This window comes from Janthinobacterium sp. 75 (assembly GCF_004365495.1).
In the GTDB taxonomy this organism is placed as follows: domain Bacteria; phylum Pseudomonadota; class Gammaproteobacteria; order Burkholderiales; family Burkholderiaceae_D; genus Janthinobacterium.
The window spans coordinates 5,322,636-5,337,761 of the sequence record NZ_SORD01000001.1; the positions used below are offsets into that span (position 1 = coordinate 5,322,636).

The following is a 15,126-nucleotide window of genomic DNA, read 5'->3' on the forward strand; positions in this document are numbered from 1 at the left end:
CAAGCATGACAAACATCATCGGCAGCGAGACCCTGGAAAGCATTGACGACTGCTGGAACCATATCGGCGTGGTCGGCGACCAGAGCTGCCCAAAGCTGCCAGCCAATGTCCATTGCCGCAACTGCGACGTGTATGCGGGCGCGGCCCAGCGCAACCTGCAGCGGCCCGTGGACGAACACTACCAGCGCGACTGGGCCAGCCACTTCCGCCAGATCGATACGGGCGGGGAAGTGCGCGACAGCTCGGCGCTGGTGTTTCGCATCGGCCGTGAATGGCTGGCGCTGCCCACGCGCGTGTTCGACTCCGTGGCGCCGCAAGCCAGGCCGCACGTGCTGCCGCACCGCAGTGGGCGCGGCCTGTCTGGCATCGTCAACATCGGCGGCAAGCTGTATCCGTGCATGTCGCTGGCCAGTTTGCTGGGCATCGACGAACAGGGCGCACCGCCAGTCAAGGGCCGTCACACCTTTCCGCGCCTGCTGCTGATGCGCTGGGAAGAGCAAGCCTACGCCCTGCCTGTGGCCGACCTGCACGGCATCGTGCGCTATGCGTCGGGCAACGTGCAAACGCCTGCGGCCACCATCAACAAGGGCCTGTCGCGCTTTCTGTCGGGCGTGATCACCGAGGGCGACATGCGCATCGGCTGCCTGGACACGGCGCTGATCGGCTTTCAACTTGCGAGACTATTACGATGAGCCAGGACCAGCACGGCGACCTGAGTGCCTTTTCCATGCTGGACCTGTTCCGCATGGAGGCGGACAGCCAGACCCAGATTCTCACCGATGGCTTGCTGGCCATGGAGCGCCATGCGGGCGACGCGGCCGCCGTCGAAGCGATGATGCGCGCGGCGCACTCGATCAAGGGCGCCGCCGCCATCGTCGGCCTGCAAGTGGTGGTGCAGCTGGCGCACGGCATGGAAGACAGCTTTGTCGCCGCCCAGCACGGCCGCTTGAAACTCACGCCGGAACGGGTCGACGTGCTGCTGTCGGGCGTCGACCTGATCGTGCAGCTGTCGCGCCTGGACGATGCGGGTGCCGAAGCGTGGCTGGCAGCCAACGCGGCGCAGATCGACCAGACCCTGAACGCCATCGCCGGCATCGCCGAGCTGCCCGAACTGCCTGCCCTGCCCTCGCTGCCTTTGTCTGTGCCGGCGCCAACGCCGGCCCCCTTGGCGCCGGAAGCCGCCGAGCCGCAAGCCCTCGTGGCCAGCGGCCTGGCGGGCGAGGAAGTGGAGTCGTCTGCGGCCGCGCCCCCGCCGCGAGCCGGTGCGCCCGCCAAGGCCCCGGCACAGAATTTCGACAAACTGCTGTCGCTGGCCAGCGAATCGCGCATCAATGCGCACCAGATGCACCCCTTCATCGGCGCCCTGCAACGCTTCAAGCGCAACCAAAGCAGCCTGTTTTCCGCCATCGAACACCTGCATGAGGCCATTGCCCGCTCGGGCGACGCGGGCCTGATGGAAAAATCCCTGCTGGCACTGCAAAAGACGCAACCCCTGAAGCAGTTCATGCTGGAGCACATCGCCGACATCGAAACCTATGAACGGCGCCTGCTGGCCGTCTCGCAGGGTATGGTCGACGAAGTGCTGGCCCTGCGCATGCGCCCTTTCCGCGACGGCATCCACGCATTTCCCCGCATGGTGCGCGACCTGGCGCGTAGCCTGGGCAAGGAAGTGCAGCTGAAAATCGACGGCGAAGAGACCCTGGTCGACCGCGACATCCTGGCGAAGATCGAAAGCCCGCTGAACCACATGCTCAGGAATGCCATCGACCATGGCATGGAAGGCCCGTACGAGCGCATCGAGGTGGGCAAGGAAGCAATGGGCACGATACGCATGGAGGCGCGCCACCGCGCCGGCATGCTGAGCATCGAGATCAGCGATGACGGACGCGGCGTCGACCTGGAAAAAATCCGCCAGTCCGTGATCGAGCGCAAGATGGCCAGCCCCGCCATGGCCGCCGCGCTGTCGCCCGGCGAGCTGCTGGAATTCCTGTTCCTGCCCGCATTCAGCCTGAAAGCGACGGCCAACCAGCTGTCCGGCCGTGGCGTCGGGCTCGATATCGTGCACGAGACGATACGCCAGCAAAACGGCACGGTGCGCCTGGAGTCCGAGCCGGGACGGGGTTTCCGCGCCCTGATTACCCTGCCGCTGACGCAGTCGATCGTGCGCGCGCTGGTGATCGACGTACAGGGCGAAGCCTACGCCATCCCCATCGTCAAGGTGGAAAGCGTGGTGCGCGTGCCGCAAGCTGCCGTCCATACGCTGGAAAACAAGCAGTTCTTTGAACTCAAGGGCGAGCATCTGGGCCTGGTGTCGGCGGCGCAGGTGCTGGAACTGGGCGAAGCGCCCAGTAGCGCCGACGATTTGCCGGTGGTGGTGATCGGGCGCGGCAAACAAAGCTATGCGCTGGTGGTCGACGCCATCCGCGGCGAGCAAAGCCTGGCGGTGCAGGCGATCGATCCGATCTTCGGCAAGATGCGCGACATTTCCGCCGCCGCCCTGCTCGATGATGGCGAGCCGGTGCTGATCCTCGACGTGCCCGACCTGCTGCTGTCGATTGACAAGCTGCTGCACGAGGGCGGCCTGCACCAGCTGGCGCAGGCTGGCCACGCGCAGCAGCGCCGCGCCAAGCGCATCCTGGTGGTCGACGATTCGCTGACGGTACGCGAGATGGAGCGCAAGCTGCTGCTGGCGCGCGGCTTCGATGTCGACGTGGCCATCGATGGCATCGACGGCTGGAATGTGGTGCGCAGCGGCGAGTACGATCTGGTCATCACCGACGTGGACATGCCGCGCATGGATGGCATCGAACTGGTCTCGTTGATCAAGAAGGACTTGCACCTGCACAAGCTGCCGGTGATGATCGTTTCGTACAAGGACCGCCCGGAAGACCGCGCGCGCGGCCTGTCCGCCGGCGCCGACTATTATCTGACCAAAGGCAGCTTCCACGACGAGACCTTGCTCGACGCGGTGGCAGACCTGATAGGAGATGCCCGCTTATGAGCTGTACTTCATGAAAATTGCCATTGTTAACGATGTCGCCATGGCCGCCGAAGCCCTGCGCCGGGTGGTGGCCAGCACGCAGGAACACCAGGTGCTGTGGATCGCCCGCACGGGACTCGAAGCGGTGCGCATGTGCGAGGGCAACCGCCCCGACCTGATCCTGATGGACCTGAACATGCCGGAGATGGATGGCGTCGAGGCGACGCGCCTGATCATGGAACAAAGCCCGTGCGCCATCCTGGTTGTCACGGGACGCCCGCAAGACAATGTCAACCAGGTTTTCCGCGCGCTGGGCGCCGGCGCACTCGACGTCACGGCCACCCCGGTGCTGCAGGGACAAGTGGGAGGCGACAGCGAACTGCTGGCCAAGATCAAGACCATCGGCAAGCTGATACGCCACAGCGCCGAAGCGCCGCCGCCGCGCCAGGTGCAAGCCAACGGTGAACGCGGCGACGGCCAGGTCACCACTCTGGTGGCCATCGGCGCTTCGACGGGAGGGCCGTCAGCGGTAGCCAAAGTGCTGTCCGGCTGGACGGCGCCGCCCGGCTGCGCCATCGTGGTGGTGCAACATATCGATGAAACCTTCGCCTCGCATTTCGCCAAATGGCTGGACGATCAATTGGAGATGCCCGTGCGCGTGATCGCCGAGGGTGACGAACTGGTGGCCGGCAGCGTACTGGTCGCCAAGACCAATGATCACCTGTTGCTGGATCAAAATTATCGTTTGGGTTACGATGCGGCACCACGCGAGTATGTTTACCGTCCTTCCGTCGATGTCTTCTTTCATTGCGTGGCACAGCACTGGCGCGGCGATGCCATCGGCGTGCTGCTCACAGGCATGGGCCGCGACGGCGGCGAGGGATTGCTGGCCATGCGCCGCGCGGGCAAGACGACGATAGCGCAAGACCAGGCCAGCAGTGCCGTGTATGGCATGCCGCGCGCTGCGGCCGAACTCGATGCAGCGCAACAAATCCTGCCATTGGATAGAATAGGCGTCAGCCTGCGCAGCCGCCTGGGCGCCAAACTCAACAGTGGGTGGGAGTCCTCCCCTAACATCTGAAAAGAATGCAATGCCAGAATTTTCCTCCAGTTTCACCATGCATGAGCCCGCATTGACCGAATTCAAAGTCAGCGTGCTGCTGGTGGACGACCAGTTGATCATTGCTGAGGCAATACGGCGCATGCTGAGCGACCAGCACGATATCGAGTTTCATTACGTGACCGACGCCACGCAGGCGCTGGACACGGCGTTGCGCTTGCAACCGACCGTCATCCTGCAAGACTTGGTGCTGCCGGGCATCGACGGCTTCGCGCTGATCCAACTGTACCGCGAAAACGCGGCGCTGGCGCATGTGCCGGTGATCGTGCTGTCGGCCAAGGATGACCCGAAACTGAAGGCCCACAGCTTTGCCGTCGGCGCCAATGATTACGTGGTGAAACTGCCGGACCGCCTGGAGTTGCTGGCGCGCATACGCTACCATTCCAACGCGCACATCAGCCGATTGCAGCGCGACCAGGCATTTCGTTTCCTGCGCGAAAGCCAAAAAAACCTGGCCGATACAAATATTGAATTGCAGAAACTAGCCGCCCTCGATGGCTTGACGGGCATCGCCAACCGCCGCCGCTTCGATGAAACCCTGCAATTCGAATGGCAGCGGGGCCAGCGCGACAAGACGCCGCTGAGCCTGCTATTCTGCGACATCGACCATTTCAAGAGCTATAACGATCACTTTGGCCACCTGGCGGGCGACCTGTGCCTGAAAAAAGTGGCCGCCGTACTGACGGAACATTTGAAGCGCCCGGCCGACCTGGCCGCCCGCTATGGGGGTGAGGAATTCGCGCTGATCCTGCCCGAAACGGAGGCTGCAGGGGCCTTGCTGATCGCCGAAGCATGCCGACGCCACCTGGAGGGCTTGCAGATCGAGAATCCGGCGACCAGCACGGGCATCGTCACCATCTCGATCGGCGTGGCCACCATCGTGCCTTCGCCGGACTCGACGGTCGAGCAACTGATCAACCGCGCCGACCAGGCCCTGTACGCGGCCAAGCGCGGCGGACGCAACAGCGTGTTGTGCGCCGATGACATCGAAAACTGATTTTTAACTGAAGGAAAGTGAAGCATGAGCACACAACTGGACAATGTCAGCGTCGTCAAAAAATCGAATATCTATTTTGACGGCAAGTGCGTCTCGCACAACGTCATCCTGGCCGATGGCACGAAGAAAAGCGTGGGCGTAATTTTCCCGTCATCGCTGCGCTTCAACACGGGCGCACCGGAAACGATGGAAATCGTCGGCGGCTTGTGCAAGGTACGCCTGGCCGATGCGACAGAGTGGAACAGCTATGGCGCGGGCACGGAATTCAAGGTGCCGGGCAACAGCTATTTTGATATCGAAACGACTGAAACAGTGGACTACGTCTGCCATTTTGCCTGATTCGCGCAGAAAAAACGTCCATGGCTGCGTTGCACTGCCTCGCCGTACTATGCGTACTGTCTTCGGCAATGCGCCTTGCCCTGAACATTTTTTCAAGCGCGGATTTATTATTTAGATAAACACAGGCTCGGGCGACAGGCGCACGCCATATTTCGCCTCTACATCATCCTGTATCGCTGCCGCCAGCCGGGTAATGTCCGCGCCACGAGCGCCGCCATTATTCACCAGAACCAGCGCCTGCTTGGGATACACTCCCGCGGGCCCCAGGTTTTTTCCCTTCCAGCCACACTGATCGATCAGCCAGCCGGCCGCCAGCTTTTCCGTGCCATCGGCTTGTGCATGGTGTACCAGCGTGGGAAAGCGCTCCAACAAGGCAAGACATTGCTCTCGTGATACCACGGGATTCTTGAAGAAGCTGCCCGCATTGCCGATCACGGCCGGGTCGGGCAATTTGCGCCGACGTATCGCCATCACGGTTTCGGCCACTTGTTGCGGCGTCGGCTCGGCAAGATTGCGCTCGGCCACGGCCTGTGCCAGCTCCGCGTAGCGCAAGTTCGGCTGCCACTCGGCAGGCAAGGCAAACGTTACTTCCAGCACGATCAGCTCCCGCCCGTCTGCCTGCTTGAAGATGCTGTCGCGGTAAGCGAAACGGCAAGCGTCACGGTCCATGTCGAAGACAATGCCGCTGGCGCTGTGCATGACGCTCACGCTATGCAGATAATCCTTGATTTCAACGCCATACGCGCCAATATTCTGGATAGGGGCCGCACCCACCGTACCGGGGATCAAGGACAGGTTTTCCAGCCCGCCCACGCCTTGCGCCAGGGTCCACTGCACGAAGTCGTGCCAGTTTTCACCGGCTGCGGCCGTGACGAGGATGGTCTCGAAGTCCGCCTGCGCCAGGCGCATGCCGCGCGTGGCCATGTGCAGCACGGCGCCGGGAAAGTCGCCCGTCAGGACGATATTGCTGCCGCCACCCAATATCAGGCGCGGCATGGCGGACAAGGCGGGATCTTGCAACGCGGCCTGCAATTCGGCTTGCGAAGTAATGCGTACGTAGGCGGCCGCATTGGCCGTGATGCCGAAGGTATTCAGGCGCTGGAGGGAGTAATTGTGTTCGATGGTGAGCTCTGCAGACAAGGGATAGCGATTATTTTGCTCGATTATAGAGTGAAACCGACAAAAAACCAGCGCAAGACAAGGGCAGGCCGTCCGTTGTCCGTTAAAATGTCGCATCTTTAACAGGGCCGTCCCATGGCGTAGAATCAGCCGCCAAGGCCCAGTGCGCCGAGCGCGCGCTCGCTTTAACAAGAAAAGGAACAGACCATGCCATCATTTGATGTAGTCTCCGAAGCCGATATGATCGAAGTCAAGAATGCCGTCGAGCAATCCAACAAGGAAATCACCACCCGCTTCGACTTCAAGGGCAGCGACGCCCGCGTCGAACACAAGGAAAACGAATTGACTGCGTTTGCGGATTCGGAATTTCAGCTCAGCCAGGTGCGCGATGTACTGACGAACAAATTGACCAAACGCAAGGTCGATGTGCGCTTCCTCGACGAAGGCGACATCAAGAAGATCGGCGGCGACAAGGTCAAGCAGATCATCAAGATCAAGAATGGCATCGAATCGGATGATGCCAAGAAAATCGTGCGCGTCATCAAGGATAGCAAGATGAAAGTCCAAGCGAGCATCCAGGGTGAAGCCGTGCGCGTCACGGGCGCCAAGCGCGACGACCTGCAGGCGGCCATGGCCATGCTGCGCAAGGACGTGCCCGACATGCCGCTGGAATTTAACAATTTCCGCGATTAATTTCGATGAGGTGCGCGATCCGGCACGCGCTTGCACCGCCATGGTGGCAAGCTGCCCCGGAGAGCCTGCCCGCTTGGGGTAGAATTGAAGCTGCGCACAGCTACATGCGCCCGCGCGCCCGACCGGCAGCGGGCTTGACCGTACATCTGGCTCAGTGATAACCACGGTAGTCTAAGGATAGCAATGAAACGTGTTGATGATTTCCGCCTGCGATTTGGCAAAAAAGAATATGTGCCCATCATGATAGGCGGAATGGGTGTGGATATTTCCACGTCGGAGCTGGCCCTGGAAGCGGCCCGGCTGAACGGTATCGGCCATATTTCCGATGCCATGGTGGAAGATGTGTCGGATCGTCGTTTCGACACCACCTTCGTCAAAGACAAGACGAAACTGTACAAGTTCAACATCAATAATAGCGACAAGGCCGTGGTGCAATTCGACCTGGGCCGCCTGGCGGAAGCGCAACGTCTGCATATCGGTCGCACCATGGAAGCGAAAAAAGGCGATGGATTGATCTTCGTCAATTGCATGGAAAAGCTGACCATGAACGGCCCCCGCGAAACCTTGCGCGTGCGCCTGAATGCGGCGCTGGACGCGGGCATCGATGGCATCACCCTGTCCGCTGGTTTGCACTTCGGGTCGTTTGCCTTGATGGCCGACCATCCACGTTTCCGTGATGCCAAACTGGGCATCATCGTCTCGTCCGTGCGCGCCCTGCAGATTTTCCTGCGCAAGAACGCCAAGCTGGATCGCCTGCCCGACTTCATCATCGTCGAGGGCCCATTGGCCGGCGGCCACCTGGGTTTCGGCATGGACTGGGCCAATTACGACTTGCACACGATCACTGCGGAACTGCTGGCCTATCTGAAAACGGAACAGCTGGATATCCCGCTGATCGCCGCTGGCGGCATCTTCACGGGCAGCGATGCCGTTTCCTTTCTGGAAGCGGGCGCAGCCGGCGTGCAAGTGGCGACGCGCTTCACCGTCACCGAGGAATGCGGCTTGCCAAACAAGGTCAAGCAGGAATACTACAAGGCTTCGGAAGAAGACATCATCGTCAATGGCGTCTCGCCAACTGGCTACCCGATGCGCATGCTGAAAAACACGCCCGCTATCGGCGCCGGCATCCGTCCTGGCTGCGAATCGTATGGCTATCTGCTCGACGCGACGGGCAACTGTGCCTATATCAACTCGTACAACCGCGAAGTGGCGGCCCATCCCGAGCAAAAAACCGTCGTCGTGATGGACAAGACCTGCCTGTGCACGCACATGCGCAACTTCAACTGCTGGACCTGCGGCCATTACACGTATCGCCTGAAGGACACCACGCACAAGCTCGACAACGGCGAATACCAGATCCTGACGGCCGAACACGTCTTCAAGGACTACCAGTTCAGCGTCGACAACCAGATCGCCCTGCCAGAAAAAGAAGTTCAGGGCTGAATTTTCTCAGCCTGAACTGAAAATGGCGCAGCCTGTGAAGGCTGCGCCATTTTTTATGCCTGAAGCATTTCCAGCAATGCCCGTTCAATCACCTCGAACTTGGGCCGCTGCAGCGCTTCTTCCTGCAAGCAAGCCTCCTGCAAGGCCTGCATGACAGGCAAGGGGGTCGCACAGTGCGCGATCAGCTCGCCCAGCAGCACGCCAAAGGCGCGCGCCTCTATACCCTGCAGCAAATCTGCTTGCGGCGAGCCGGGTACAAACATGGATGCCGCGCCGAAGTCGCCCAGCAAGCAGGCGCCACCATCCGCATGCAGGATATTGTGGCCATACAAATCGCCATGCACAATGCCGCGCGCATGCAGCTGGCACACGGCGGAGGCGATGCCATGGGCAATCGCCAGCACTTGCGGCACGTCAAAGCCCACGCCATCGGCATACACATCACGCGTGCATGAGGCCAGACTCGGTGGCCCGGCCAGATTACCGAAAGTTGCATCGATGAGCGGCATGACGAGTCCAGGCGCCCCTTGCGGATGCCCGTCCAGGGTGCCCAGGATGGGAATCAGGCCCGCGTGCGCACCCGCGCCGACGCAGGCGGCCATTTCACTGCGCGGCAAGCCATCGCTGGTCATCGCCCCTTTGAACACTTTGACAGCGACATCATCGCTCCCATCCAGACGGGCACGGTATATCACGCCCGATGCGCCCTCGCCCAGCTGCTGCGCCAATGCCAGGCGCTGCCATGCCACAGTCGCCGCGCCGGTATCGGTCAAGGCTGCCAGTTCGCGCACTTCCGTGAACGGGTTGCCCGCGTACGCAAGCCAGCTCAGGCGCGGTAAAGACAGCAGGCAGTCAGGCAGCGCCGTAAAACGGTTAGCGGCAATGCGCACCAGCTCCAGTTGGCGGCAATCTGCCAGGGACGCGGGCAAATGGCTCAGGCAATTACCTGCCAGCATAAGCTTCTGCAATTCACGGCACTTGCCGAGCTCATCCGGCAAGACTTCGATGGCATTGTCGGTGAGGGTCAGCCAACGCAGGCTGGGCGGCAAAGCTGCGGCCGGCACGTGGTGTATCCGGTTCGCCTTGAAACCAATCATGCTCAGCTCCAGACAGGAACCGAGCACGGCAGGCAAGGTGGCGAACAAGTTATCCGAACAAAAAATGATGCGTAACTTGTGCAGGCGCGGCAAATCGTCGGGCAGGGAGGATAGCGCATTGCCGGACAAATCAAGAATTTCCAGGCTGTCAGCCAGATCGAAGATCTCACGGGGGAATTCAGTCAAGCCGCAGGACAGCTTCAGACGGCGTACACCGGCCAGTTGGCCAGCGCGTAATTGTTCCAGTGTATGCAAAGCAGACAAGATATCCCTTTCAAAAAACCGGCAATCGCTGGCATGGCTAAAACCCGCGGACGTAAAAAAACCCCCACCGGATCACCGATGGGGGTTTTTTCGAATAACAAGCCTGACGATAACCTACTTTCACACTGGTTGCAGCACTATCATCGGCGCAAAGTTGTTTCACGGTCCTGTTCGGGATGGGAAGGGGTGGGACCAACTTGCTATGGTCATCAGGCATAACTTGTACTGGCATTTGTCCTCAATTGAGCGACAAAGCCTGAATCTGGAAGAAGCAAAGATTGGGGTAATGAATAGTAGTATCAACAAACTCACAACGTTGTACCGTCTTATCCTCTGTACCTGCTAAGGTTATAGGGACAAGCCGTACGGGCAATTAGTACTGGTTAGCTTAATGCATTACTGCACTTCCACACCCAGCCTATCAACGTCCTGGTCTCGAACGACCCTTCAAAGAGCTCAAGGCTCTGGGAAATCTCATCTCAAGGCAAGTTTCCCGCTTAGATGCTTTCAGCGGTTATCTCTTCCGAACTTAGCTACCCGGCAATGCCACTGGCGTGACAACCGGTACACCAGAGGTTCGTCCACTCCGGTCCTCTCGTACTAGGAGCAGCCCCCTTCAAATTTCCAACGCCCACGGCAGATAGGGACCAAACTGTCTCACGACGTTTTAAACCCAGCTCACGTACCACTTTAAATGGCGAACAGCCATACCCTTGGGACCGGCTACAGCCCCAGGATGTGATGAGCCGACATCGAGGTGCCAAACTCCCCCGTCGATATGAACTCTTGGGAGGAATCAGCCTGTTATCCCCAGAGTACCTTTTATCCGTTGAGCGATGGCCCTTCCATACAGAACCACCGGATCACTATGTCCTACTTTCGTACCTGCTCGACTTGTCAGTCTCGCAGTTAAGCACGCTTATGCCATTGCACTATCAACACGATGTCCGACCGTATCTAGCGTACCTTCGAACTCCTCCGTTACACTTTAGGAGGAGACCGCCCCAGTCAAACTGCCTACCATGCACTGTCCCCGATCCGGATAACGGACCAAGGTTAGAACCTCAAACAAACCAGGGTGGTATTTCAAGGTTGGCTCCACGAGAACTAGCGTCCCCGCTTCAAAGCCTCCCACCTATCCTACACAGATTGGTTCAAAGTCCAATGCAAAGCTACAGTAAAGGTTCATGGGGTCTTTCCGTCTAGCCGCGGGTAGATTGCATCATCACAAACATTTCAACTTCGCTGAGTCTCGGGAGGAGACAGTGTGGCCATCGTTACGCCATTCGTGCAGGTCGGAACTTACCCGACAAGGAATTTCGCTACCTTAGGACCGTTATAGTTACGGCCGCCGTTTACTGGGACTTCAATCAAGAGCTTGCACCCCATCATTTAATCTTCCAGCACCGGGCAGGCGTCACACCCTATACGTCCACTTTCGTGTTTGCAGAGTGCTGTGTTTTTATTAAACAGTCGCAGCCACCAGTTTATTGCAACCCTTTCACCCTCATGGAGTAAACCAATCAAGCTACCGGGGCGTACCTTTTCCCGAAGTTACGGTACCAATTTGCCGAGTTCCTTCTCCCGAGTTCTCTCAAGCGCCTTAGAATACTCATCTCGCCCACCTGTGTCGGTTTGCGGTACGGTCTCGTATGACTGAAGCTTAGAGGCTTTTCTTGGAACCACTTCCGATTGCTTCGTGAACAAGTTCACTCGTCTCAACCCCTTGAATTCCGCACCCGGATTTGCCTAAGTGCCTTCTATGAGCCAAAAACCAACTATTCCAACAGTTGGACAACCTTCCGCGATCCGTCCCCCCATCGCATCATACGACGGTGCAGGAATATTAACCTGCTTCCCATCAGCTACGCATCTCTGCCTCGCCTTAGGGGCCGACTCACCCTGCTCCGATGAACGTTGAACAGGAAACCTTGGGCTTACGGCGTGGAGGCTTTTCACCCCCATTATCGCTACTCATGTCAGCATTCGCACTTCTGATACCTCCAGCATCCTTTACAAGACACCTTCGCAGGCTTACAGAACGCTCTCCTACCATATATATCTGTGATAAATCACAGAACAATATCCGCAGCTTCGGTGACTGGCTTAGCCCCGTTACATCTTCCGCGCAGGACGACTCGATCAGTGAGCTATTACGCTTTCTTTAAATGATGGCTGCTTCTAAGCCAACATCCTGACTGTTTTAGCCTTCCCACTTCGTTTTCCACTTAGCCAATCTTTGGGACCTTAGCTGGCGGTCTGGGTTGTTTCCCTCTTGACGCCGGACGTTAGCACCCGACGTCTGTCTCCCAAGCTCGCACTCATCGGTATTCGGAGTTTGCAATGGTTTGGTAAGTCGCAATGACCCCCTAGCCATAACAGTGCTCTACCCCCGATGGTGATACTTGAGGCACTACCTAAATAGTTTTCGGAGAGAACCAGCTATTTCCAAGTTTGTTTAGCCTTTCACCCCTACCCACAGCTCATCCCCTAATTTTTCAACATTAGTGGGTTCGGACCTCCAGGGCGTGTTACCGCACCTTCATCCTGGCCATGAGTAGATCACTTGGTTTCGGGTCTACACCCAGCGACTGATCGCCCTATTCGGACTCGATTTCTCTACGGCTTCCCTATTCGGTTAACCTTGCCACTGAATGTAAGTCGCTGACCCATTATACAAAAGGTACGCAGTCACGGAACAAGTCCGCTCCTACTGTTTGTATGCACACGGTTTCAGGATCTATTTCACTCCCCTTCCGGGGTTCTTTTCGCCTTTCCCTCACGGTACTGGTTCACTATCGGTCGATTACGAGTATTTAGCCTTGGAGGATGGTCCCCCATATTCAGACAGGATGTCACGTGTCCCGCCCTACTTGTCGTACGCTTAGTATCACCGGTCCAATTTCACATACGGGGCTATCACCCACTATGGCTCCTATTTCCAGAGGATTCTGTTATCGGTCCGACTATCACGTACAGGCTCTTCCCATTTCGCTCGCCGCTACTTTGGGAATCTCGGTTGATTTCTTTTCCTGCAGCTACTTAGATGTTTCAGTTCGCCGCGTTCGCCTTGCATACCTATGTATTCAGTATGCAATACCCTAAAAGGGTGGGTTGCCCCATTCGGAAATCTGCGGATCAAAGTGTGTTTGCTCACTCCCCGCAGCTTATCGCAAGCTACTACGTCCTTCATCGCCTGTAATCGCCAAGGCATCCACCATGTGCACTTATTCGCTTGTCCCTATAACGTTAGCCTCTCATCATTTGCATAATGAAAGAGCGCTACAGGGATAAGAAAGTACAACGTTGTTGCTTGTTTGTTGATACATACAATCATTACCCATCGATTTGCTTTTTACGGCAAACCAATCAATAAATAATCTTTACTTCTTCCAGATTGTTAAAGAACATACAGCACTTGATCTCGAAAAGACCAAACCTAAATCCCCGTGCATTAATCAGCACTAATTTACGTTTGAACTTTTGGTGGAGGATGACGGGATCGAACCGACGACCCCCTGCTTGCAAAGCAGGTGCTCTCCCAGCTGAGCTAATCCCCCTAGGGTATTTCCAGACTGCAGAAACTGGTAGGGCTGGTTGGACTCGAACCAACGACCCCCGCGTTATCAACACGGTGCTCTAACCAGCTGAGCTACAGCCCCAAATGCTGTTCTTTATATTAACAGCCGATAAGTGTGAACATTTGATGCGTGAATCATTTACATGATTCGTGCAAACTCTAGAAAGGAGGTGATCCAGCCGCACCTTCCGATACGGCTACCTTGTTACGACTTCACCCCAGTCACGAATCCTACCGTGGTAAGCGCCCTCCTTGCGGTTAAGCTACCTACTTCTGGTAAAACCCGCTCCCATGGTGTGACGGGCGGTGTGTACAAGACCCGGGAACGTATTCACCGCGACATGCTGATCCGCGATTACTAGCGATTCCAACTTCATGCAGTCGAGTTGCAGACTACAATCCGGACTACGATACACTTTCTGCGATTAGCTCCCCCTCGCGGGTTGGCGGCGCTCTGTATGTACCATTGTATGACGTGTGAAGCCCTACCCATAAGGGCCATGAGGACTTGACGTCATCCCCACCTTCCTCCGGTTTGTCACCGGCAGTCTCATTAGAGTGCCCTTTCGTAGCAACTAATGACAAGGGTTGCGCTCGTTGCGGGACTTAACCCAACAATCTCACGACACGAGCTGACGACAGCCATGCAGCACCTGTGTACTGGTTCTCTTTCGAGCACTCCCAAATCTCTCCGGGATTCCAGCCATGTCAAGGGTAGGTAAGGTTTTTTTCGCGTTGCATCGAATTAATCCACATTCATCCACCGCTTGTGCGGGTCCCCGTCAATTCCTTTGAGTTTTAATCTTGCGACCGTACTCCCCAGGCGGTCTACTTCACGCGTTAGCTGCGTTACCAAGTCAATTAAGACCCGACAACTAGTAGACATCGTTTAGGGCGTGGACTACCAGGGTATCTAATCCTGTTTGCTCCCCACGCTTTCGTGCATGAGCGTCAATCTTGACCCAGGGGGCTGCCTTCGCCATCGGTGTTCCTCCAACATATCTTACGCATTTCACTGCTACACGTGGAATTCTACCCCCCTCTGCCAGATTCTAGCCTTGCAGTCTCCAATGCAATTCCCAGGTTGAGCCCGGGGATTTCACATCAGACTTACAAAACCGCCTGCGCACGCTTTACGCCCAGTAATTCCGATTAACGCTTGCACCCTACGTATTACCGCGGCTGCTGGCACGTAGTAGCCGGTGCTTATTCTTCAGGTACCGTCATTAGCAAGAGATATTAGCTCTCACCGTTTCTTCCCTGACAAAAGAGCTTTACAACCCGAAGGCCTTCTTCACTCACGCGGCATTGCTTGGATCAGGCTTTCGCCCATTGTCCAAAATTCCCCACTGCTGCCTCCCGTAGGAGTCTGGACCGTGTCTCAGTTCCAGTGTGGCTGGTCGTCCTCTCAGACCAGCTACTGATCGATGCCTTGGTAGGCTTTTACCCTACCAACTAGCTAATCAGATATCGGCCGCTCCACGAGCATGAGGT

Annotated in this window: 9 protein-coding genes, 2 tRNA genes and 3 rRNA genes; 7 read left to right on the top strand and 7 right to left on the bottom strand. The window is 57.6% G+C overall.

Annotated features, from left to right (window positions below; all coding sequences use genetic code 11):
- Positions 1 to 5 precede the first annotated feature (5 nt).
- The 5 genes from C8C89_RS24275 to C8C89_RS24295 are packed head-to-tail and all read left to right on the top strand — an operon-like array spanning position 6 to position 5,436.
- The gene (locus C8C89_RS24275) at positions 6 to 692 is read left to right on the top strand and encodes a chemotaxis protein CheW (RefSeq protein WP_133993044.1); all 687 of its coding nucleotides are present in this window, start codon (positions 6 to 8) and stop codon (positions 690 to 692) included.
- Complete coding sequence (locus tag C8C89_RS24280; protein ID WP_133993046.1) at positions 689 to 3,001, top strand: hybrid sensor histidine kinase/response regulator; 2,313 nt, start codon at positions 689 to 691, stop codon at positions 2,999 to 3,001. Before C8C89_RS24275 ends, C8C89_RS24280 begins: the two co-directional genes overlap by 4 nt.
- Before the next feature lie 10 nt (positions 3,002 to 3,011).
- Positions 3,012 to 4,061 carry a chemotaxis-specific protein-glutamate methyltransferase CheB gene (gene cheB, locus C8C89_RS24285; protein WP_101484423.1) on the top strand — a complete coding sequence of 350 codons (1,050 nt, stop codon included), beginning with the start codon at positions 3,012 to 3,014 and terminating at the stop codon, positions 4,059 to 4,061.
- Positions 4,062 to 4,071: 10 nt separating this feature from the next.
- A complete protein-coding gene (locus C8C89_RS24290; protein WP_101480236.1) occupies positions 4,072 to 5,097 on the top strand; it encodes a diguanylate cyclase in 1,026 nt (341 codons plus the stop codon).
- Between the two features lie 24 nt (positions 5,098 to 5,121).
- Entirely contained in the window at positions 5,122 to 5,436 is a 315-nt protein-coding gene (locus C8C89_RS24295) for a pyrimidine/purine nucleoside phosphorylase (RefSeq protein ID WP_133993048.1), read from the top strand.
- Positions 5,437 to 5,547: 111 nt separating this feature from the next.
- Here the strand turns inward: C8C89_RS24295 and murB are convergent, their stop codons facing one another.
- Positions 5,548 to 6,576, bottom strand: a complete 1,029-nt coding sequence (gene murB / locus C8C89_RS24300; protein ID WP_101480234.1) for a UDP-N-acetylmuramate dehydrogenase — start codon at positions 6,574 to 6,576, stop codon at positions 5,548 to 5,550.
- Between the two features lie 186 nt (positions 6,577 to 6,762).
- Here murB and C8C89_RS24305 point away from each other — a divergent pair, with 186 nt between their 5' ends.
- Together C8C89_RS24305 and C8C89_RS24310 are read left to right on the top strand one after the other, a co-directional pair.
- Entirely contained in the window at positions 6,763 to 7,248 is a 486-nt protein-coding gene (locus C8C89_RS24305) for a YajQ family cyclic di-GMP-binding protein (RefSeq protein ID WP_034759416.1), read from the top strand.
- A gap of 183 nt (positions 7,249 to 7,431) precedes the next feature.
- Entirely contained in the window at positions 7,432 to 8,691 is a 1,260-nt protein-coding gene (locus C8C89_RS24310) for a nitronate monooxygenase (RefSeq protein WP_101480233.1), read from the top strand.
- Between the two features lie 53 nt (positions 8,692 to 8,744).
- Here C8C89_RS24310 and C8C89_RS24315 read toward each other — a convergent pair whose 3' ends face one another.
- The 6 genes from C8C89_RS24315 to C8C89_RS24340 form a co-directional block, all read right to left on the bottom strand.
- Positions 8,745 to 10,043, bottom strand: a complete 1,299-nt coding sequence (locus C8C89_RS24315) for a leucine-rich repeat-containing protein kinase family protein (protein WP_133993647.1) — start codon at positions 10,041 to 10,043, stop codon at positions 8,745 to 8,747.
- 110 nt (positions 10,044 to 10,153) lie between these two features.
- Positions 10,154 to 10,266: ribosomal RNA gene (rrf, locus tag C8C89_RS24320) — 5S ribosomal RNA — on the bottom strand.
- A 138-nt stretch (positions 10,267 to 10,404) separates the two neighbouring features.
- Positions 10,405 to 13,293: ribosomal RNA gene (locus C8C89_RS24325) — 23S ribosomal RNA — on the bottom strand.
- 243 nt (positions 13,294 to 13,536) lie between these two features.
- A tRNA-Ala gene (locus C8C89_RS24330) sits at positions 13,537 to 13,612 on the bottom strand.
- 25 nt (positions 13,613 to 13,637) lie between these two features.
- Positions 13,638 to 13,714 (bottom strand) — tRNA-Ile (locus C8C89_RS24335).
- An 81-nt stretch (positions 13,715 to 13,795) separates the two neighbouring features.
- A 16S ribosomal RNA gene (locus tag C8C89_RS24340) occupies positions 13,796 to 15,126 on the bottom strand; the annotation flags it as partial.

Excerpts from the sequence above, each read along its gene's own strand:
- C8C89_RS24280 (WP_133993046.1), top strand. The coding sequence starts at position 689 with ATGAGCCAGGACCAGCACGGCGACCTGAGTGCCTTTTCCATGCTGGAC.
- C8C89_RS24305 (WP_034759416.1), top strand. The coding sequence starts at position 6,763 with ATGCCATCATTTGATGTAGTCTCCGAAGCCGATATGATCGAAGTCAAG.
- C8C89_RS24295 (WP_133993048.1), top strand. The coding sequence starts at position 5,122 with ATGAGCACACAACTGGACAATGTCAGCGTCGTCAAAAAATCGAATATC.
- C8C89_RS24290 (WP_101480236.1), top strand. The coding sequence starts at position 4,072 with ATGCCAGAATTTTCCTCCAGTTTCACCATGCATGAGCCCGCATTGACC.
- C8C89_RS24275 (WP_133993044.1), top strand. The coding sequence starts at position 6 with ATGACAAACATCATCGGCAGCGAGACCCTGGAAAGCATTGACGACTGC.
- cheB (WP_101484423.1), top strand. The coding sequence starts at position 3,012 with ATGAAAATTGCCATTGTTAACGATGTCGCCATGGCCGCCGAAGCCCTG.
- C8C89_RS24310 (WP_101480233.1), top strand. The coding sequence starts at position 7,432 with ATGAAACGTGTTGATGATTTCCGCCTGCGATTTGGCAAAAAAGAATAT.